The 19,647-nt window shown below is 66.3% G+C and carries 16 protein-coding genes; 6 read left to right on the forward strand and 10 right to left on the reverse strand.

All coding sequences use genetic code 11. The annotated features are described in order from the left end of the window. The first annotated feature begins 59 nt into the window (after nucleotides 1–59). From WKW79_RS18350 to ggt, 3 genes are all read left to right on the forward strand, one after another. On the forward strand, nucleotides 60–1,988 hold the full coding sequence (locus WKW79_RS18350) for a tetratricopeptide repeat protein (RefSeq protein WP_340336609.1): 1,929 nt from the start codon (nucleotides 60–62) through the stop codon (nucleotides 1,986–1,988). Continuing rightward, entirely contained in the window at nucleotides 1,985–3,010 is a 1,026-nt protein-coding gene (locus WKW79_RS18355) for a dienelactone hydrolase family protein (protein ID WP_340336610.1), read from the forward strand. Before WKW79_RS18350 ends, WKW79_RS18355 begins: the two co-directional genes overlap by 4 nt. 256 nt (nucleotides 3,011–3,266) lie before the next feature. Further along, nucleotides 3,267–4,886 (forward strand): gamma-glutamyltransferase, encoded by a 1,620-nt coding sequence (ggt, locus tag WKW79_RS18360; RefSeq protein WP_422823920.1) that lies wholly within the window; start codon nucleotides 3,267–3,269, stop codon nucleotides 4,884–4,886. Between the two features lie 67 nt (nucleotides 4,887–4,953). Here the strand turns inward: ggt and WKW79_RS18365 are convergent, their stop codons facing one another. After that, nucleotides 4,954–5,874: a LysR family transcriptional regulator gene (locus WKW79_RS18365; RefSeq protein WP_340336612.1), complete on the reverse strand. Its 921-nt coding sequence runs from the start codon at nucleotides 5,872–5,874 to the stop codon at nucleotides 4,954–4,956. Nucleotides 5,875–6,022: 148 nt separating this feature from the next. Between WKW79_RS18365 and leuC the strand changes: the two genes are divergently transcribed. Genes leuC through WKW79_RS18380 form a run of 3 tightly spaced genes read left to right on the forward strand, consistent with a single transcriptional unit; the run spans nucleotide 6,023 to nucleotide 9,095 of the window. Then, nucleotides 6,023–7,441: a 3-isopropylmalate dehydratase large subunit gene (leuC, locus tag WKW79_RS18370; RefSeq protein WP_340336613.1), complete on the forward strand. Its 1,419-nt coding sequence runs from the start codon at nucleotides 6,023–6,025 to the stop codon at nucleotides 7,439–7,441. Then, the gene (leuD, locus tag WKW79_RS18375) at nucleotides 7,438–8,088 is read left to right on the forward strand and encodes a 3-isopropylmalate dehydratase small subunit (protein ID WP_340336614.1); all 651 of its coding nucleotides are present in this window, start codon (nucleotides 7,438–7,440) and stop codon (nucleotides 8,086–8,088) included. Before leuC ends, leuD begins: the two co-directional genes overlap by 4 nt. Nucleotides 8,089–8,123: 35 nt before the next feature. Beyond that, nucleotides 8,124–9,095, forward strand: a complete 972-nt coding sequence (locus tag WKW79_RS18380; protein ID WP_340336615.1) for a Bug family tripartite tricarboxylate transporter substrate binding protein — start codon at nucleotides 8,124–8,126, stop codon at nucleotides 9,093–9,095. A gap of 22 nt (nucleotides 9,096–9,117) precedes the next feature. Here WKW79_RS18380 and WKW79_RS18385 read toward each other — a convergent pair whose 3' ends face one another. The 9 genes from WKW79_RS18385 to WKW79_RS18425 all read right to left on the reverse strand — a co-directional run bounded on the left by WKW79_RS18385 (nucleotide 9,118) and on the right by WKW79_RS18425 (nucleotide 19,551). Further along, nucleotides 9,118–9,888: an SDR family NAD(P)-dependent oxidoreductase gene (locus WKW79_RS18385; RefSeq protein ID WP_340336616.1), complete on the reverse strand. Its 771-nt coding sequence runs from the start codon at nucleotides 9,886–9,888 to the stop codon at nucleotides 9,118–9,120. A 4-nt stretch (nucleotides 9,889–9,892) separates the two neighbouring features. After that, entirely contained in the window at nucleotides 9,893–11,473 is a 1,581-nt protein-coding gene (locus tag WKW79_RS18390) for an ATP-dependent acyl-CoA ligase (protein WP_340336617.1), read from the reverse strand. Between the two features lie 21 nt (nucleotides 11,474–11,494). After that, nucleotides 11,495–12,226 (reverse strand): ABC transporter ATP-binding protein, encoded by a 732-nt coding sequence (locus tag WKW79_RS18395; protein ID WP_340336618.1) that lies wholly within the window; start codon nucleotides 12,224–12,226, stop codon nucleotides 11,495–11,497. Continuing rightward, complete coding sequence (locus WKW79_RS18400) at nucleotides 12,223–14,010, reverse strand: branched-chain amino acid ABC transporter ATP-binding protein/permease (RefSeq protein ID WP_340336619.1); 1,788 nt, start codon at nucleotides 14,008–14,010, stop codon at nucleotides 12,223–12,225. The genes WKW79_RS18395 and WKW79_RS18400 overlap by 4 nt, the downstream gene beginning before the upstream one ends. Beyond that, complete coding sequence (locus WKW79_RS18405) at nucleotides 14,007–15,062, reverse strand: branched-chain amino acid ABC transporter permease (protein ID WP_340336620.1); 1,056 nt, start codon at nucleotides 15,060–15,062, stop codon at nucleotides 14,007–14,009. Before WKW79_RS18405 ends, WKW79_RS18400 begins: the two co-directional genes overlap by 4 nt. Nucleotides 15,063–15,100: 38 nt before the next feature. Further along, nucleotides 15,101–16,258 carry an ABC transporter substrate-binding protein gene (locus WKW79_RS18410; RefSeq protein ID WP_340336621.1) on the reverse strand — a complete coding sequence of 386 codons (1,158 nt, stop codon included), beginning with the start codon at nucleotides 16,256–16,258 and terminating at the stop codon, nucleotides 15,101–15,103. 43 nt (nucleotides 16,259–16,301) lie between these two features. Then, the gene (locus WKW79_RS18415; RefSeq protein WP_340336622.1) at nucleotides 16,302–16,802 is read right to left on the reverse strand and encodes an aromatic-ring-hydroxylating dioxygenase subunit beta; all 501 of its coding nucleotides are present in this window, start codon (nucleotides 16,800–16,802) and stop codon (nucleotides 16,302–16,304) included. Continuing rightward, on the reverse strand, nucleotides 16,799–18,121 hold the full coding sequence (locus WKW79_RS18420) for an aromatic ring-hydroxylating dioxygenase subunit alpha (protein ID WP_340336623.1): 1,323 nt from the start codon (nucleotides 18,119–18,121) through the stop codon (nucleotides 16,799–16,801). The genes WKW79_RS18415 and WKW79_RS18420 overlap by 4 nt, the downstream gene beginning before the upstream one ends. A gap of 287 nt (nucleotides 18,122–18,408) precedes the next feature. Continuing rightward, entirely contained in the window at nucleotides 18,409–19,551 is a 1,143-nt protein-coding gene (locus WKW79_RS18425; protein WP_340336624.1) for an ABC transporter substrate-binding protein, read from the reverse strand. Nucleotides 19,552–19,647 lie beyond the last annotated feature (96 nt).

Genomic DNA, 19,647 nt, shown 5'->3' on the forward strand with positions numbered 1-19,647 from the left:
TTCCACGGGTTGACAATGGCCGTCGCTCGTCCCTGGAGTTTGCCCACCCGCAATCCACCATGCAGACCGACATCCGTCATCGACTGTTGGCCATCCTGGCAGCGGACGCGGCGGGTTATTCGCGGTCGATGGCGCGCGATGCGATGGGTACGCTGGCCGCACTCGACGAGGCCCGCCAGGTCTTTCGGACACAAGTCGCGCTGATGGGCGGGCGTGTCGTGGACACCGCCGGCGATTCGGTGCTGGCAGTCTTCGACACGGCGGTGGGCGCGGTCCGGGCAGCGGTCGCGACCCAGGATGAACTCGCTTCCCGATCGAGCCAGCCGCCCGCGCAGCTCCGCTTGCAGTTCCGCATCGGCATCCACGTCGGCGACGTGATCGAGAAGCCCGACGGCACGGTCTACGGCGACGGCGTCAACATCGCGTCGCGGTTGCAGGCACTGGCGGAGCCCGGCGGCCTGGTCGTGTCGCACGCCGTCGAGGAACTGTCCTCCGAACAGGCGCACGCCAACTTCGAGGACATTGGCCCGCAGCAGGTGAAGAACATCGCCAAGCCCGTGGGCGCCTTCAGGCTGGTGCCTGTCGCCACGCCGAACTCGACCGCGCCCGTGGCGCCCGTCGCCGCGGCGCCGGCCATGGTGCTGCCGCACGCGTCCCGCCGCTGGCACTGGGTGATCGCGAGCATCGTGGTGGCCTGCGTCATCGGCGGCGCAACGGCGACCTGGCGATGGCAATCGCTGCGGCATGCCACACCGCCGGTGAACATCGACGAAGAGGTCATCAACCGGCGCGCGCTTGCCGTGCTGGCCTTCAGCGATCGGCGCGGCAAGACCGCGGGCTCCACGCTGGCCGACGACATGGCGGATGCCATCGGCGCCCAACTGGAGCGCACAGGCGTGCGGGTCATCGAACGCGGCGCCACCATGCAGCAGGATCCCGCCGCGCCGGAGTTCGAGCGCATCGGCCGGGAGCAGGCGGTGCGTTTCGTGCTGGGCGGCCGCGTGGTCCGCGACGGCAGCACCGTCCGGGTGGCAGCCAACCTGACCGAAATCGCCACGGGAGCCGTCTACCGCCTGCACGAGGCCGAATTCAAGAGCGACGAGGAAGCCGTGCGTTCCGCCTATGGACGCGACGTGGCCAGCGCCCTGAAGGCCCGCTACTACGAGATCGAAGGCGTGCGGGCCCGGCTGCCCGGCCGGGACAAGGATCCGGTCGACGCCATCGTCCTGGCCTGGCGCGACCTCGACCGCGGCAACACGCAGGAAGATCTGGAACGGGCGCGCCAGCGCTTCGAGTTCGCCGCGGAGGTCGACCCGAATTCCGTAGATGCGTCGATCGGCCTCGGCGTGACACACCTCGTGGCGTTCTACAACTACTTCAGCAAGTCGCCGCGCGATGAACTCGACATCACCGAGAAGGTGCTGAAGCGTGCCCTGGAGCTCGGCCCGGCCAATGCGCAGAACCTGTCGGCCTGGGCCGAGTTGCTGTTCTTGCGGCAGCGCCCCGACGAGGCGTTCTGGGTCTGGCAACGCAGCCTGGAGATCAGCCCCGACGACCAGGCCAGCCACCTGCGCATGGCGATCGCGCTGGTGCGGCAAGGCCGCTTCGCTGATGCCCAGCAACACATGACCAGGGCATCGGGCTTGCAGCCCCACCAGACGCGGGCGAAGCAATGGCTCATCCAGTGCCGGGCCGAGGCGGCCTTCGCGCAACAGCGCGACGAAGAAGCCTACGAGATCCTGCGCAACTGGACGGCCGAGTTCCCGAACAACGGTCGGCCCTACCTCATGCTCGCGGCCATCGACGCATTGCATGGCCGCAAGGCAGCCGCCGCGGCCAACATGGCACGGCACCGCCAGTTGCAACCACTGAGCAATATCGCCTACGTGGTTCTCACCCACCCGTCGACGGACCCCGGCTTTCTTGCGCAACGCGAGCGGCTGGTGGAGGGACTTCGAATGGCGGGACTTCCGGAGGGCAGCAAATGACTCGGCTCCAATCGACGCTTCACCGTGCGGCAGCGCTGGCCATCGCAGTGCTTTGCAGCGTTGCGGTCCGGGCGCAACAAGACCCGCTGGTGTGGTCGCCGAGCCGGCCCGCGCACCCGTGGATGCAAGTTCCAATGACCTATGCGCAGCCCCAGGGCGGTACCCTCGTCAGCTTCAAGTCCCCGCGTGAAGGCGCACCGGAACTGGAGATCAAGGCCGTGGTGTTCAAGCCGCCCGGTGATGCCAAGGCGGCAGTGGTCATCGTCAATGCCGCCGACGGCTGGAGCGACATGCGCGAGGGCCACTACGCCCGGTCCATCAGTTCCGCCGGCTACACGGTGCTGGTGATCGACACCTACGGCGCGCGGCGCGTGACGTCCGCGTCGACCGACAACACGGCCATCAGCCTCTATGAACAGATGCGCGACACCTTCGCCGCAAAGCGCTACCTCGTCTCCCTCGGCTACCCCGCCGACCGGATGGCGCTCATGGGCTCCGGACGCGGCGGCACCGTGGCCTTGCTGGTCGCCGACCGGACATTCCTGCCTGCGGAAAAAAGCGACCGGTTCGCGCTCGTCATGGCGGTGGGCGCCACTTGCTTCCTGCACCCGCGGCAGCCCAAGCCGACCGCACAGATGTTCGTCGCGATTGGCGGCAAGGACGAAGTGACGGGCGTCAAGCCCTGCGAGGCGCTCGCGAGCGAGTACGCGGCGGCGGGCGGCAAGATCCAGGTCAAGATCTACTCCGGGGCAACCACCGCGTTCGACGGCGATCCGAAGGACCGCATCATGTTTCGCAGCACGAACATGGAAGGCCTGGCCAAATGCAACGTGGTGGTCGAGCCCGATGGGCGCTTCAGCTACGACGGCAAGACCTTTCCGGAGACCGACCCGGCCGCGTTGTTTCCGGAAATGCGAAAGAGCTGCATCAGTCGCGGCGCATCCATCTACACCAATGTCACCCAGAAGGCCAACGTCACGCTCGACTTGATCGACTTCCTGGACACCAATTTCCGCCACTGAATCCCTGCGTCGGACGACGCGCCCGACCATTACGTTCCATCTTGTTTCAAGTGCAACGTGCCACGCCAAAGCCGTGTCACTAAACTGAGACAGGGCCCGTGACATCGATCCGGCCCAGCCCTCCTCCACACCACAAGACAGGGACACATCCATGAAACTCCACACCTTCCGGCTGTCGCTCGTCATCAGCGCCGCCGTGCTTTCCAGCGTCGCCGCGCAGGCCGCATCCCAGGCCCCCGTCGCCGCGGAAAACGGCATGGTCGTGAGTGCGCAGCACCTGGCCACCCGGGTCGGCGTCGACGTGCTCAAGCGCGGCGGCAATGCGGTCGATGCGGCGGTGGCTGTCGGCTATGCGCTGGCGGTGGTGTACCCGGCCGCCGGCAACCTGGGCGGCGGCGGCTTCATGACCGTGCAACTGGCCGACGGTCGCAAGACCTTCCTCGACTTCCGCGAGAAGGCTCCGCTGGGCGCCACGGCCAATATGTACCTCGACAAGGACGGCAATGTCATCAAGGGCCTGAGCACCAAGGGCCACCTCGCGGTCGGCGTGCCGGGCAGCGTCTCCGGCATGGAGTACGCGCGCGAGAAGTACGGCACCCTGAAGCGCGCCGAGTTGATCGCGCCGTCCATCCAGCTGGCCGAGAAAGGCTTCGTGCTGCAGCAGGGTGACGTCGACCTGCTCAACACCTCCACCGCCGATTTCAAGGAGGATCCTGTGAGCGGCGCCATCTTCCTGAACAAGGGCCAGCCCTTCGTGGCCGGCCAGAAGCTGGTGCAGAAAGACCTCGGGAAGACCTTGCGAACCATCAGCGCCAAGGGCACCGACGGCTTCTACAAGGGTTGGGTCGGCGATGCCATCGTGGCGTCGAGCAAGGCCGGCAAGGGCCTGATCACGCAGGCCGACCTCGACCAGTACAAGACCCGCGAGATGGCGCCCGTCGAATGCGACTACCGCGGCTACCACGTCGTGTCGGCGCCCCCGCCCAGCTCGGGCGGCGTGATCATCTGCGAGATGCTCAACATCCTCGAGGGCTATCCGCTCAAGGACTTGGGCTATGGCGCGGCCCAGGGCATCCACTACCAGATCGAGGCCATGCGCCACGCCTACGTGGACCGCAACAGCCACCTGGGCGACCCGGACTTCGTGAAGAACCCGCTCGACCGCCTGCTCGACAAGGGCTATGCCGAGAAGATCCGCGCCGTCATCGACCCGAAGAAGGCCGGTGTCTCCAAGGACATCAAGCCGGGCGTCCCGCCGCATGAAGGCAGCAACACCACGCATTACTCCATCGCCGACAAGTGGGGCAACGCGGTAGCGGTCACCTACACGCTGAACGACTGGTTCGGCGCCAAGGTCACGGCGGCGAAGACCGGTGTGCTGCTGAACGACGAGATGGACGACTTCACCTCGAAGGTCGGCGTGCCGAACCTGTACGGCCTGGTGCAGGGAGAGGCCAACGCGATCGCCCCCGGCAAGCGTCCGCTGAGTTCGATGAGCCCGACCATCGTCACCAAGGACGGCAAGCCCGTCATGGTGGTCGGCACGCCGGGCGGCAGCCGCATCATCACGGCCGTGATGCTGACGATGATCAACGCCATCGACTACGGCATGAACGTGCAGGAGGCGGTCGACGCGCCGCGCTTCCACCAGCAGTGGCTGCCCGACGTGACCAACGTCGAGACCTATGCGTTCAGTCCCGACACCCGCAAGATCCTGGTCGACATGGGCCACAACCTCGGCGAGCCGCAACCGGCCAATCACCTCGCGGCGATCATCGTTGGTGCTCCGTCGCTTGGGGGCAAGCCGGTGGCGAACAACCGGTTCTACGGCGCGAATGATCCGCGGCGGAATACGGGGCTGGCGGCGGGGTATTGATGCACTGATCCAGCACCCAGAACAGCAGCGCTCGCACGAGCGCTGTCGCGGTCGGGTGCGTGCAGGTCTACCAGCCCCAACTCTCATCGCTCGATTCGCGGTGCGCTTCAAACCGCTTCAGCATGAAGTCGACGAACACGCGCGTCTTGGCGGACATGTTGCCCTTGTTCGGGAATACCAGGTAGATGTCGGCCTTGGGCAACGACCACTCCGGCAGCACAGGTCGCAGGCGGCCTGATCGCAGGTAGGGCGCGGCATCCCACAGCGAGCGCATCAGGATGCCATGCCCTTCCAGCGCCCATGACAGCGCGCAGTCGCCATCGTTGCTGCTGAGCGGGCCGCGGACCTTGACGGTCTCCTGCCGGGTGCCGGAGCGCAGGTGCCAGGTTCCGTAGGTGTCGTCGCTCTCGCGGATGAACAGGCAATGGTGCCGCTGCAGTTCGCCCGGCAGCGACGGCTCGCCGGCACGGCGCAGATAGGACGGCGCGGCGCAGAGGATGCGCTTGTTCGGCGCCAGCAGGCGCGCGGTCAGGCGTGCATCGGGGAGTTCGCCGAAACGGATCGAGGCGTCGAAGCCCTGCTCGACCAGGTTCACCGGCTTTTCCGTCAGGCTCAACTGGACCTCGACCTCCGGGTAGGCACGCGCGAATTTCGACAGCGCGGGCGCCACATGCCGGCGACCGAAACCCAGGGTCGCACTCAGCTTGATCTGACCGCGCGGAACGGCCTTGGCGCCCGCCACTCGCCGTTCCAGTTCATCCATGTCCGCGAGCACGCGGGCGCCTTCGCTCACGTAGGTCTCGCCCTCCGGCGTCAGGCTGATGCGCCGCGTGGTGCGGTTGAGCAATCGCACGCCCAGACGCGCCTCCAGGGCCGCCAGGCGCTTGCTGACCGAAGGCGCTGTAACGCCCATCTGCTGGGCAGCGGCGGCAAGCGTTCCGAGCTTGATGACCAGCGTGAAGAACGCGAGATCTGAAAAGGTATCCATCAGCCGATTCATTCCTTGAAGGCAACTATGAAGTGTCCCATGAGCTATTTATGTTGTCACGGCTCATCAATAGACTTCGCTTCATTGGCACAGGGCCACTGATGAAGGCCCGCAGATTTCAAGACCCACCCACGACCAAGGACAGGCCATGCCGTCTCGAACCCTCTATCAGAAGCTCGTCGACTCCCACACGGTCACACGACTCGACGACCAGAACGTCCTGCTGTTCTGTGACTTGCATCTGATGAATGAATACACCAGTCCGCAGGCCTTCGCCGGACTGCACGAACAGGGTCGCGAAGTGCTGATGCCCGCGCAGAACGTCTCGACGGTGAGCCACGTCATCCCGACGCACCCGGTCGCGAATCGCATCATCCAGAACCCCGCCGCTGCGCTGCAGGCAAGCAACCTGAAGCGCAACTGCGTTCGCCATGGGATTCCGCTGTTCGATACGAACGATGCGCTCCAGGGCATCGAGCACATCATCGCGCCCGAGCATGGAATGATCCGGCCCGGCATGGTGGTGATCTGCGGCGACAGTCACACCACGACCTACGGTGCATTGGGCGCGCTGGGCTTCGGCATCGGCACGTCGGAGGTAGAGCATGTGCTGGCGACGCAGACGCTGGTCTATCGCACCGCGGATGACATGCGGATTCGGGTCGACGGACGACTGCCGATCGGCACGACCTCCAAGGACCTGATCCTCATGGTCATCAGCCGAATCAGCGCGCAAGGTGCGCGCGGCCATGCGGTCGAGTTCTGCGGCAGCGCAATCGACGCGCTTTCGATCGAAGCCCGATTCACGCTGTGCAACATGACCGTCGAGGCAGGTGCACGCGGCGCGCTCATCGCGCCGGACCAGGCAGCCATCGACTATGTGCTGGCACGCGCCCCCGACATCAACGGCGACATCCGGGATCGCGCGCTGGCCCATTGGGCGACCCTGTTCAGCGACGACGACGCCGTGTTCCATATCGAGCATCGCTTCGACGCCAGTGACGTGGCGCCCCATGTGACCTGGGGCACCAGCCCTGACCAGGCGATCCCTATCAACGGCAACGTGCCGGCGCCGGGAGGCTCGCAGCGGCTCAGCACGGAGCAGGCGCTGCGCTACACCGGCCTGCAAGCGGGCATGACCCTCGAAGGGCTGAAGGTGGACCACGTCTTCATCGGGTCCTGCACCAACGCACGGATCGAGGACTTGCGCGCCGTGGCGAAGGTCGTCGAGGGCCGGCATGTGTCACCGACGCTCAGGGCCATGGTGGTTCCCGGCTCGGGCGCGGTCAAGGTCCAGGCCGAAGCGGAGGGGATCGCCCAGATCCTCATCGACGCCGGCCTTGAGTGGCGACAGCCAGGCTGCTCCATGTGCCTTGCGATGAACGACGACATTCTTTCCCCGGGCCAACGCTGCGCATCGACCACCAATCGCAACTTCGAAGGTCGCCAGGGGCGCGGCGCAGTCACGCACCTGATGAGCCCCGCCATGGCCGCCGCAGCCGCGATCACCGGCCACATCACCGACGTCCGTCACATGGACCTTGCAACTTCTGAAAGCATCGCATGACCGAGCTTGCCAACCGTATCGAAGGTATCGCAGCGCCCATCGAGATTGCCAACCTCGACACCGACCAGATCATGCCGAAGCAGTTCCTGCACGGCATCGACAAGGCCGGTCTGGACCGGGGCCTGCTTTGGGATCACCGCTTCACCGGTGACGGAGACATCAAGCCGGACTTCGTCCTGAACCGGCCCGCGTACGCCGATGCCCGCATCCTCATCGCCGGCCCGAACTTCGGCTGCGGCTCGAGCCGGGAACATGCCGTGTGGGGGCTGCAGCAGTTCGGCATCCAGGCAGTGATTGCTTCCGCCTACGGCGAGATCTTCTATTCGAACGCCATGAACAACCGCCTGTTGGCCGTCATCCTCCCCGAGGACGAAGTGCAGGCATTGCTCGACGAATCTCGGCAGGGCACAACGCCGCTGCACGTCGCCATCGACGTGGAGGCCATGACGGTCAAGTCCGCGCAGCACACCTTCGCGTTCGCGATGAGCGCGCGCCACCGCACCATGTTCATGCAGGGCCTGGACATGATCGGCGCCTCCTTGAGCCACAAGGCCGAGATCGAGGCATTCGCTTCCCGGCATTGGGCCGCCCAGCCGTGGGTGAAGGACGTGGCCGGACGTACCAAGGCGCGTCTCGACGCGCAGTGATCCCCTCGAATTCAAGCAACCCCAGGAGACAAACCATGCATCGCCGTCACGCACTTCTTTCGCTGGCCCTTTCCATCAGCGCGTCATTCGGCGCCCAGGCCCAAGGCCAGGATTGGCCGCAACGCCCGATCAAACTCATCGTTCCCTACGCCCCCGGCGGCAGCGCCGACATTGCGGCGCGCCTTGTCACCGACGAGTGGGCGAAGAAGCTCGGCGGCGTCATGGTGGTCGACAACCGGGCCGGTGCGGGCGGCAACCTGGGCGTTGATGCCGTGGCGAAATCCGCCCCCGACGGCTACACCATCGGCCTGCAGACCGTCTCGCTGGCGATCAATCCTTCGCTGACGCCCAAGATGCCCTACGACACGCTGAAGGACCTGGCGCCGATCGGCATGGTCGCGAGTTCACAGCACGTGCTCGTCGTGACCAACAACCTGCCGGCGAAGGATGTGAAGTCGCTGATCGCGCTGTTGAAGGCCGAACCCGGCAAGCACAACTATGCCTCTGCTGGCGGCGGCAGCACCTTTCACATGGCGGCTGAATTGTTCAAGGCCAATGCGGAGGTTCCACTGGTTCACATTCCCTATCGCGGCGGCGGCCCGGCACTCGTCGACACCATCGGCGGGCAGGTCAGCTTGAGCTTTCCCGTGCTGTCGGCGGCGCTGCCGCAGGTGCAAGGCGGCAAGTTGCGTGCGCTGGGCGTCACCGGCACCAAGCGCTCGCCCTTGATGCCCGACGTTCCGACGCTCGCTGAAGCCGGCTTGCCCAACTACAACTTCGAGACGTGGTTCATGGTGTTCGCCCCCGCCGCCACGCCCAAGGCCGTCATCGACAAGCTGAACGCGAGCCTGAACGAGGCGCTCAAGTCTCCCGCAGTTGCTGCGCGCATGACCAAGGAAGGGTTCGACCCGATTCCGTCGACGCCCGCGCAAGCGCGCGCCCGACTCGAGAAGGAACTGCCGCAGTGGGGCAAGCTCATCAAGGACCGCGGGATCAAGGCGGACTGAGTGAGCCGCGAGCGGTCGCCTGTCACATCACTTCGCCACCCGACACCGAGATCGACTGCCCCGTGACCGACGCCGCCGCCTCCCCGCAAAGCCAGCGAACCGCATTCGCCACCTCGCCCGGTTGCACGATCCGCTGCTGCGGGTTCACGGACGCGAATTCGGCCAGGGCTTCGTCGGCGCTGCGGCCTGTCTTGGCGACCACGTTGGCGACGCTGTCGCGCAGGATGTCGGTGTCGGTGTAGCCGGGGCACACGGCGTTGACCGTGATGCCCTTGCGCGCCACTTCGAGCGCGAGCGAGCGCGTGAGGCCGACCACGCCGTGCTTGGCGGCCGTGTAGGCGCTGACGTAGGCATAGCCGCGCTGGCCGGCCGTGCTCGCGATGTTGACGATGCGGCCCCAACGGGCCTCCAGCATGTCGGGCAACGCGGCCTGCGCGCAGAGGAAGCTGCCGGTGAGATTCACGGCGAGCATGCGCTGCCAGAGTTCCAGCGATGTCTTGTGGAAAGGCGCGCTTTCGGCCTGGCCGGCGTTGTTGACGAGGATGGCCACGGGGCCGAGCGCGGCGCGTGCCTCGGCGAAGGCGGCGGTGACCGAGGCCTGGTCGGCCACGTCGGCCACCGCGATGAAATGGCCGCCGCCGGGGAGTTGGTCGGCCAGGCGTTGCAGGGTCTCGCGCTGGCGGCCGAGCAAGGTGAGCCGGGCGCCGTCGGCGGCGAGCGTGCGCGCGATCTCGGCGCCGATACCGCGTGCCGCGCCTGTGACCACAGCGTGGCGGTTGTCGAGTGATGGCATGGTGCTATTTCTTTCGGGTGGGGGCGCGATCCCAGGTTGTCGCCGTCACGCCGCGTTCGCGCAGCTTGAATTTCTGGACCTTGCCGTTCTCGGTGCGCGGCAGGTCGTCGACGATGTCGATGTAGCGCGGGATGGCGAAGTACGGCAAGCGGCCTTCGCAGAACGCTGCGAGTACGGTGAGGTCGACACGGGTGCCGGGCTGCACGATCAGGGAGGCCATGACTTCGTCTTCGGCCAGCTCGGATTGCACGGGATAGACCGCGACAGTCGCGACCGAAGGATGGCTCAGCAGCACCTGCTCCACTTCATACGAGGAGATGTTCTCGCCGCGGCGGCGGATCGCGTCCTTCATGCGGTCGATGAAGCGGAACGCGCCATCGGACTCCCGCACCACGCGGTCGCCGGTGTGGAACCAGAGATTGCGCCAGGCTTCCAAGGTCTTGTCGGGCATGCCGAAGTAGCCGGTGGCGAAGGCGAAGGGCTCGTCGGCACGCAGCAGCAGTTCACCGGCCTGGCCATCGGGCAAGGCCGCGTCCGATGTGTCGGCGACGCGCGCATCGAAGCCGGGTTGCAGCCAGCCCATGACGCCCGTGCGTGGCGCATCGGGGCGGGTGGCGATGACGAAGTTGGTCTCGGTCGAGCCGTAGCCTTCCAGCAGTTGCACGCCGGTGCGGCGGCGGAACTCCGCGCCGGCCTGCGCGGGAACGCCGGGCCCGAGGCCGATGCGCACGCGGTGCACACGCTCGCCCTCGCCTTCCGGCTGCGCGAGCAGGATCGGCACCATCGCACCGAGCAGGTAGACCACCGTGGCGCCGCAGGCCTGCATCGCGGGCCAGAAGCCAGAGGCGGAAAAACGCGGTGCAAAGACCACCTCGGCGCCGGTGAGCGCGGCTTGCGCGAAGGTGTTCAGCGCGTTGATGTGGAAGAGCGGCAACGTGGTGCACAGCACGTCGTCGGCGCCCACGCCGAGGATGCGGGCGGTGTTGGCGCCCCACCAGTGGAACTGCGCATGCGGGCAGGTCACGCCCTTGGCCGGGCCGGTGGTGCCCGAGGTGTAGAGGATGGCGAGGGTGTCGCCGGGTTGCACGTCGGCGGCTTCGGCGGCTTCGCCGTCTTCCGGCATCTGTATGCACGGGACGGTGCCGATCCGCGATTCGCCCGCGTTGTTACCGCCGACGATCCAGATCGCGGCAAGGTCGGTCTGCGACAAGTCTGCCGTCTGCAGTCGTTCGGCCAGCGCATCCTCGATGACCAGCAGGCGCGCGCCGCTGTTGGCCAGGAAGTACTGGATCTGCGGGCCCATCGACGCGGTGTTGATCGGCACGGAGATGGCGCCGATCCAGCCACAGGCCAGGAACACTTCAAGGCATTCGACGCGGTTGCCGCACATGAGTGCGACGCGGTCGCCACGTTGGACGCCGGCGCGTTGCAGCGCACCGGCGCGGCGGGCGACGATCTCGGCGGCCTGTGCATGCGTCCAGCGTGTGCCGGCGATCGAGAGCAGGGGCTTGTCGCCGAAGCGCGCGGCCAGGCGTTGCAGCATGGCCGGCAGGGTTCGCACGGGAGAGGCTTCAGCTTGTGTCATGCACGCGTCTCCTGCGGGCGATCAATCCTCATCGTGCGTGCCGCCACCGAGGTAGGTCGCCTGCACGCGCGGGTCGCTGGAGAGCGCTGCCGACGCGCCGTGCAAGGCAATCTCCCCGGTCTCCAGCACATAGCCTTCGTCCGAACTCTCCAGCGCCGCACGCGCGTTCTGCTCCACCAGCAGGATCGACACGCCGTCATCGCGCAGCTTGCGCACGATCGTCAGGATGTCGCGCACCACCAGCGGCGCGAGGCCGAGGCTGGGCTCGTCGAGCATCAGCAGGCGGGGCGCGGACATCAGCGCGCGGCCCACGGCCAGCATCTGCCGCTCGCCACCGGAGAGCGTGTTGGCGCGCTGCGACTTGCGCTCCGCCAAGCGCGGAAAGCGGTCGTAGACCGACTGCAGCCGCTTCTTCAGCGCATCGCTGCGCAGGCGCTTGGTGTAGGCGCCGAGTTGCAGGTTGTCGAGCACCGTGAGTTCGCCGAACAGCTCGCGCTTCTCCGGAACGAGGCAGAGGCCGCGCTCGACGCGCGATTCCACGTCCAGGCCATGCATGTCCTCGCCTTCGAACTTGAGGATGCCCTTGGAAGGCAGCAGGCCCATCGCCGCGGCGAGCAAAGTCGTCTTGCCTGCGCCGTTCGGTCCGATGACCGAGATGATCTGGCCCTTCTCCAGCGAGAGCGACACGCCACGCACCGCATCGACCTGGCCATACGAGACATGCAGGTCGCCGATCTCCAACATGGAACTCATACGACGCTCCCCAGGTACGCCGCCTGCACACGCTCATCCGCGCGCACCGCCGAGGGCACGCCCTCGACCAGCTTGGAGCCGAAGTTCATCACGACCAGTCGGTCCACCAGTTTCATCACGAAGTCCATGTCATGTTCGACGATCAGGATCGTCACGCCTTCCTCGCGGAGCTTGCGCAGCAGGTCGCCGAGCGCCATCTTTTCCTTGCGGCGCAGGCCGGCGGCGGGTTCGTCGAGCACCAGCAGCACCGGGTCGGCCGCGAGTGCACGGGCGATCTCCAGGATGCGTTGCGTGCCCAGCGGCAGGCTGCCGGCGAGTTCATGGGCGCGGTCGCCCAGGCCGATGCGATCAAGCTGACGCTTGGCCTCCTGCAGGATCTGCCGCTCTTCCGTGCGGTCGAGCCGCAAGCCCGCCTTGAGCACGCCCGCCTTCGTACGCGAATGGGCACCGAGCGCGACGTTGTCGAGCAGGCTCATCTGCGGCCGCAGCTTCACGTGCTGGAAGGTGCGCGCCAAGCCCAGCCGCGCGACTTCGCGCTGCGGCATGCCGGCGATGTCGCGGTCAAGAAAGCGCACCTGCCCGGCCGTCATCGGCAGCGTACAGGTCAGCAGGTTGAACATGGTCGACTTGCCGGCGCCGTTCGGGCCGATGAGCCCGATGATCTCGCCCGCGTTCACGTCGAAGCTGACCTCGTTCACCGCCACCAGGCCGCCGAAGCGCTTGACCGCGCCATTGACCGACAGGATGCGCGTGCCGCGCGCGGGCAGCTTGCGATGCGGCAGCGGTTCGACCGGTGCGGCCAGCTTTTCATCCGAGCGCGGCGCGGCGAAGCGGCCGTGCGTCATCTTGCGCAGGAAGCCCATCAGCCCGCCGCGCGCAAAGTGCACCAGCAGGATGAACAGCGCCGCAAAGGTGATCGCTTCCAGTTGGCCGGCACGTTGCGTCAGCATCGGCAACACGTCCTGCAGCGCGTTCTTCAGCACCAGCACCAGGCCCGAACCGACCAGCGCGCCGGCCAGTTGCCCTAGCCCACCGGACACCGCCATCAGCAGGTACTCGATGCTGGCCCGCACGTCGAAGGGCGCAGGGCTCACGAAGCGGTTCATGTGCGCGTAGAGCCAGCCCGCCAGCGCGGCGAACAACGCAGCCAGCACGAACAACGTCAGGCGCACGCGGTAAGCATCCGCCCCCACGCTGGCCAACAAGGTCGCACCACCGCGCAGGCTGCGGATTGCGCGGCCCGGCCGCGATGCCAGCAGGTTGTAGCTGAACAGGATCGCCAGCCCGACGATGAACCAGATCAGGTAGTAGATGGCACGCGGATCGACCAGCGACCAGCCCGCGATCTTCAAGGCCGGGATGTTCGACAGCCCGGTATGACGGCCCAGCGCATCGACATTGCCGAACAGCATCGCGATCGAAAGGCCCCAAGCGATGGTCGACAGCGGCAGGAAGTGCCCGCCGAGTCGCAGCGTGAGCATGCCGATGGCCAGCGCCGACAAGCCCGTCAGCAGCAGCGCGAACAGCAGACCGATCCATGGTGACATGCCTTGCGCCGTGGTGAGCCATGCGGTCGCATAGGCCGCAATGCCGACGAAGGCCGCCTGCCCGAAGGAGGTCGCGCCGCCCACGCCAGTGAGCAGCACCAGGCCCAGCGCCACCAGTGCACCGATGCCGATGTCGTTCATCAGCGAGACGGTGAAGTTGCCGAGGACCAGGGGCGCGAACAGGATCGCGACGACCACCACGCCGATCAGGATGCGAAAGTTGGAACGGTGGTTCATTGGTCCAACTCCTCTTCATCCTCTTCCACATGCGCCGCGAGGAAGGAGCGCAGCATCAGCACCGGAATCAGCAGGCTGAACACGATCACATCCTTCAGCGCCCCGCTCCAGAAGGAGGCGAAGCTCTCGACCAGGCCAACAGCCAGCGCGCCGACAGCCGTCATCGGATAGCTCACCAGCCCGCCGATGATGGCGGCCACGAAAGCCTTCAATCCGATGATGAAGCCCGAGTCGTAGTACATCGTGGTCACAGGCGCGATCAGGATGCCGATCAATCCGGCAAGCAGCGAAGCACAGCCATAGGCCAGCATGGCCGTGCGCGCGGGCCGGATACCGACGAGCCGCGCGCCCACGCGGTTGACGGCGGTGGCGCGCAGGGCCTTGCCGGCCACCGTGCGCTCGAACACCAGGAAGAACAATCCGCTCAGCACCAGCGCCGAAGTCACCATCAGGATCACCTGCCCGCTCACCGTGAAGCCATCGCCCAGCGTCAGCATGCCGGAGGCCAGCGGCTGCGTGCGCGAGCCTTCGGGCCCGAAGAACAGCAGTCCCAGCCCCGAGAGCAGGAAGTGCAGCGCCAGCGACACGATCAGCAACACCAGCACCGACGCATCCGCGATGGGCTGGAACACCACGCGCGCCAACAGCGGTGCGATCGGCACCACCAGCAGCACCGAGGCCGCGATTTGCAGCACCGCCGGCATGCCCGCGCGCGCAGCCAGCCAGGCCAGCAGGCAGGGCACGGCGGGCACAAGTCCCCAGGCCAGGACGGCCTTAGGAATGCGCGCATATTCACCGCGCCGGACGAGGCTGCCAACTTCGGTCAACGTGGCCAGCAAGGCGAGCGTCAGCACCAGACCGATGGTCGGCGGCGTGCGGCCGGTCTCGAAGGCCGCCAGCGTCAGCGCCGCGAAGGCGGCCACGTCGCCGAAAGGCACGAAGACCACCCGCGTCACCGAGAAGATCAGCACCAGGCCCAGGCCGGCGAGCAGATAAACGGCACCGTTGGCCAGACCGTCGATGCCCAGGATGAGTGCCACGTCCCACGTCATTGAAGCGCTCCCTTTTGTTTCATGTCAGCAGCTGGCATTCAGGGCGCCAGCTTCCACTTGCCGTCTTCCAGCTTCACGATCACGCGGGCACGTTCATCCACACCGGAGATGTCGCCCGGCTTGAAGGTGTAGACACCATGCGTGCCCACCACTTCCTTGGTGCTGAAGATCGCGTCGCGCAAGGCCACGCGGAACTCCGGCGTGCCCGGCTCGCCCTTGGCACGCGCGGCGGCATCGGCGAACACCAGCCAGCCGTCGAAGGAATAGGCCGAGAAGGCATCGGTGGTCGGTGCGTTGTTCGTCTTCTGGAAGACCGCACGGAAATCGAGGCCGATCTTCTTGGTCGGATAGTTGTCCGGCAGTTGCTCGGCCACGATGATCGGGCCGGTGGGCATCAGCGCGCCCTGCCCGGCTGCGCCAACCACGCGAACGAAGTCGGGATTGATCAGGCCATGCTGGCCATACACGCCGCCCTTGTAGCCGCGCTCCTGCAAGGCCAGGAAAGGCAACGCGCCGGGCGTGCCTGCGCCGCCCGTCATCACCGCATCGGGCTTGAGCGCGACGATCTTCAGCACCTGGCCGGTGACCGATGCGTCCGCGCGCGCATAGCGCTCGTTGCTCACCACCGTGATGCCGGCCTTGGGCGCGGCCTTCATCATCGCGGTGTAGACCAGGTCGCCCCACGCGTCGGAGAAACCGATGTAGCCGACCGTCTTGACGTTGTTGCGCTTCATGCGCTCGACCACCGCGTCGATCATGAGCTGCGTCGGCTGCGCGACCGTCATGACCCACGGGTTGTCCGCGGCGTCGAGCAGGATCGGCGTGAGGCCGATCATCGGCGTCTTCGTTTCCTTGGCCACCTGCGCCATCGCGATGGCGGCCGGCACACCCGAGGTACCCATGATCACGTCGACCTTTTCCTCCTCGATCAGCTTGCGCGCATTGCGGCCGGCGGTGGTCGGGTCGGAGCCGTCGTCCAGCACGATGAGCTGCACCTTGCGCCCGTTGATCTCGCCCTTGTAGGCCTGTGCGGCCGCCATGCCCTTGGAGTACGGCACGCCGAGCGAGGAATTGGGACCGGACAGCGAAACGCTCAGCCCGACCTTGAGATCGGCCGCCAATGCGCTCGCGACGCATGCGGTCATCACGGCGATCGCCACCGTGCTGCGGGTCAGGGTCTGCATCAAGCGATTCATGGAAGAACTCCTCGTGGTGTTGTGGTTCGGGAAATGGAAAGAATCAGATGAAGAGTTGCACGGCCGGCAAGGCGCGCTCGGCGCCCAGCAGGTTCACGCGCTTCTGCCGGATGCGCAGCCCGTCGGCGGTGCGCACCAGCGTGTGTTGGTAGCTGCCGGCAAGCATCAGTTGCTGCTCGCCGCGCGACTCGATATAGAGAAAGGGCGTGCGCAGCACGGCCGTGCCCACGTGCGCGTCGCTGTGCTCCAGGCTCGCCGCCTGCAGCACATGCTGGCAATGGCTTGTCGGATGCTGCGAATGCGCACGCGGATCCTTCAGGCGCTCGATGCGCAGGCGCAGCAGCAGCTTGTCTTCATAGGCGATCGAGTTGTGCGAATACGGGTCGGCCTGCATGCGGCCCAGCAGCGGCACCCAGTAGCGGCCGTCGTCGGCGAACAGGTCCAGCCAATCGTCGAAGCGGCGCTCGTCGAGCAAGGCGGCCTCGTCCGCGACGAAACGGCATAGCGCGGCTTCGTCGAGGCGATGATGCGCAGCGGTGGTCAAGCTGTCGCCTCCCTGCCCAGCGTCATGAAGTGCGACCACGCACGAAACTGGTTGCGCATCAGCAGTTCATTGGTGCCGTTGGTGTCCTGCGTCGACACGTCGAACTCGCCGGCCTTGAAGTCGCGATGCAGGCTCACCCATTCATTGCCCTCGGCGCGCAAGCCCTGCTGCATGCTCTCGAACAGATGCACGTCGTCATGCGCCACCATCGACATCGGCGAGAACACGAGCCGGTTGTAGCTCATGGCCCGCTCGAACAGGATGTCCGGCGCACCGGCCGCGCGGAACGCGTAGGCCTCCACCAGGGTGCGGTTCGCAGCCAACGGCCGGATCACGCGGATCGCTTGCGGCGAGCCCTTCACCGACAGGCTCGGAAACAGCACCGAGTTCTGCGGCGAGCGTTGCAGGATCTCCGTCGCACGCTCCGCCCCGTGGGCCTCGCGCATCGCTGCCTCGTAGTCCGGAACCTGCGCATAGTTGGAGTGGATGCTGAAGTTGATCCCCAGCACGCTGTGTCCGTTCGCGAACACCCGCCCGCCCATCTTGTCGAAGAACTCGTAGCCGGCGCCAAAAGGCAGGATCTGCTCCATCGCCATCGGCTTGGGTTCGTCCGCCGCATGGCCTGCCCACACCGTGTTGGCCGCCCGCGTCGCCGACTCGTGCGTCGACATCGGATGCACCGTGTCGTTGATGTTCTCCAGGTACATCTTCCAGTTGCAGTGGATGATGTTGCGCATCGCGCCACCGGCGAGCGTGAGCTTGCCTTCCGGCGAACGGTCGACCATGTTGTCGATGGCGCGCAGCACCTCGCCGAAGTAGTCCTCGAAGCCCGGGCCTTGATCGCTGAGCCGCACGAACACGAACTCGCGGTACACGGCCACGTGCTTCAGGTCCGTGAGCCCCTGCCCCGACGCGCACTCGCGAAGCTGCGTGCCTTCGTAACCCGCCTTGATCGGAATCGCGAGCGGCGAGCCATCGAGCTTGTAGGTCCAGGCGTGGTACGGGCAGCGAAAGAACTTACCGGTGTTGCCGCAGGCATCGCTGACAAGTTGCGTGCCCTTGTGCGCGCAGCGGTTGTAGAACACGCGAATGCCGCCGTCGGCTTGGCGCACCATCAGCAACGGCTTGCCCGCGATGTCCTGCGCCAGAAAGTCGCCCGCATTCGGCACCTGGCTCGCATGGCCGAGGTAGTTCCAGGTATTCGAGAAGAAGTGCTCCTGCTCCAGCGCGAACAGTTCGTCGCTCAGGTACAGGTCGCGATGCACGCGGTCGTCCTGCACCAGTGCCCGTATCGCGTCAGGGCGGTCGCGGTAGTTCATGCGCACCCTGCCTTCGCAGCGACGGAAGAGCCTGCTGCCGTCGAACACCCTGAGCCCGGCGTGCGGTGCGGGACGGGAGCCGCCTCTGTGCCGCCGAAGCGCGCAGCGATCCGCGGATCAGGGCCACGTGCTGTTTGAGCCGAAGGCGAGTTCACGTGGACCCCGCGGATCGTGAGCACTGCAGGGGAGCCCCGCAGGGGCCGGCACAGTGAAGGCGCCCGGCGCGCACCGCATGCCGGGCGCCCTGTCCAACGACAACGAACAAGAAGGAACGACATAAAAAACGGTCAGGGGACCAGCTTCCACTGCCCCTTCTCCATCCGCACGATCACAACAGCACGCTGGTCCGACCCATACCGGTTGTCCGGCTTGAAGTTGTAGACCCCATGCGTCCCTACCAGCTCCTTCGTATTCACGATCGCATCGCGCAACGCAGTGCGGTACTGCGGCGTCCCCGGCTCCACCTTCACGCGCGACGCGGCATCCGCCAACAACAGATACGCGTCATAGGTGTACGAGGAAAACGCATCCGTCGGCACCACCCCGTTCGTCTTCTGGTAGGCCGCCCGGAACCCCATCGACACCTTCTTGATCGGGTTGGCGTCAGGCAACTGGTCCGCCACCAGCACCGGCCCGCTCGGCACCTGCAAGCCCTCGATCGAAGCACCACCCACGCGCACAAAATCCGCATTGATCAGCCCGTGCGTCCCATAGATCTGCCCCTTGTACCCCCGCTCGGCCAACGCCAGATACGGCAGCGCACCCGGCGTCCCCGAGTTCCCCGCAAACACAGCATCCGGCTTCTGCGCCACGATCTTCAGCACCTGCCCCGCTACCGACGAGTCCGAGCGCGCATAACGCTCGTTCGCCACGATCTTGATGCCGGCCGGCTCCGCGCTCTTCACCAGCGAGTCATACGCCAGGTCGCCCAGCGCATCGGAGAAGCCGATGAAAGCGACCGTCTTCACGCCCTGCTTCTTCATCCGGTCCACCACCGCCGCCACCATCAGCGGAAAGGGCTGCGACACCGTGACCGTCCACGCACCCTCAGGCCCCGGAATCACCACCGGCGTCGGCGAGATCAACGGCGTGTTCAGCTCATTGGCCACCGCCGCGATCGCCATCGCACCTGGCACGCCCGAGGTGCCGATCAGCACATCCACCTTGTCGTCCACCACCAGCTTGCGCGCATTGCGCCCGGCCGTCGTCGGGTCCGAGGCATCGTCCAGCACGATCAGTTCGACCTTGCGCCCGCCGATCGTTGGATGCTCCGCAATCGCCGCGCGGATGCCCTTCTCATACGGAATACCCAGCGCCGCAACCGGCCCGGACAAGGAACTGACCAGCCCGATCTTCAGGTCCGCCGCGAGTGCGCTCGACATGCCGGCGACCAGGGCCGCGGCGAGAAGAATCCGGTTGAGTTTTGGCATGGACGCTTTCAAGGAAAAGGATCGATTTCAGGATGGCCGCGTTGCCGGATTCGCCGGCCCGCTGGCATGCAAGACAGTGGGCCACGCAAGGAAGGC

It is taken from the genome of Variovorax robiniae, from assembly GCF_037889955.1.
GTDB lineage: Bacteria > Pseudomonadota > Gammaproteobacteria > Burkholderiales > Burkholderiaceae_C > Variovorax > Variovorax robiniae.

Bases quoted from the DNA above. Each gene is read 5' to 3' on its own strand.
- WKW79_RS18350 (WP_340336609.1), top strand. From the start codon at position 60: ATGCAGACCGACATCCGTCATCGACTGTTGGCCATCCTGGCAGCGGAC.
- WKW79_RS18355 (WP_340336610.1), top strand. From the start codon at position 1,985: ATGACTCGGCTCCAATCGACGCTTCACCGTGCGGCAGCGCTGGCCATC.
- ggt (WP_422823920.1), top strand. From the start codon at position 3,267: ATGGTCGTGAGTGCGCAGCACCTGGCCACCCGGGTCGGCGTCGACGTG.
- WKW79_RS18365 (WP_340336612.1), bottom strand. From the start codon at position 5,874: ATGGATACCTTTTCAGATCTCGCGTTCTTCACGCTGGTCATCAAGCTC.
- leuC (WP_340336613.1), top strand. From the start codon at position 6,023: ATGCCGTCTCGAACCCTCTATCAGAAGCTCGTCGACTCCCACACGGTC.
- leuD (WP_340336614.1), top strand. From the start codon at position 7,438: ATGACCGAGCTTGCCAACCGTATCGAAGGTATCGCAGCGCCCATCGAG.
- WKW79_RS18380 (WP_340336615.1), top strand. From the start codon at position 8,124: ATGCATCGCCGTCACGCACTTCTTTCGCTGGCCCTTTCCATCAGCGCG.
- WKW79_RS18385 (WP_340336616.1), bottom strand. From the start codon at position 9,888: ATGCCATCACTCGACAACCGCCACGCTGTGGTCACAGGCGCGGCACGC.
- WKW79_RS18390 (WP_340336617.1), bottom strand. From the start codon at position 11,473: ATGACACAAGCTGAAGCCTCTCCCGTGCGAACCCTGCCGGCCATGCTG.
- WKW79_RS18395 (WP_340336618.1), bottom strand. From the start codon at position 12,226: ATGAGTTCCATGTTGGAGATCGGCGACCTGCATGTCTCGTATGGCCAG.
- WKW79_RS18400 (WP_340336619.1), bottom strand. From the start codon at position 14,010: ATGAACCACCGTTCCAACTTTCGCATCCTGATCGGCGTGGTGGTCGTC.
- WKW79_RS18405 (WP_340336620.1), bottom strand. From the start codon at position 15,062: ATGACGTGGGACGTGGCACTCATCCTGGGCATCGACGGTCTGGCCAAC.
- WKW79_RS18410 (WP_340336621.1), bottom strand. From the start codon at position 16,258: ATGAATCGCTTGATGCAGACCCTGACCCGCAGCACGGTGGCGATCGCC.
- WKW79_RS18420 (WP_340336623.1), bottom strand. From the start codon at position 18,121: ATGAACTACCGCGACCGCCCTGACGCGATACGGGCACTGGTGCAGGAC.
- WKW79_RS18425 (WP_340336624.1), bottom strand. From the start codon at position 19,551: ATGCCAAAACTCAACCGGATTCTTCTCGCCGCGGCCCTGGTCGCCGGC.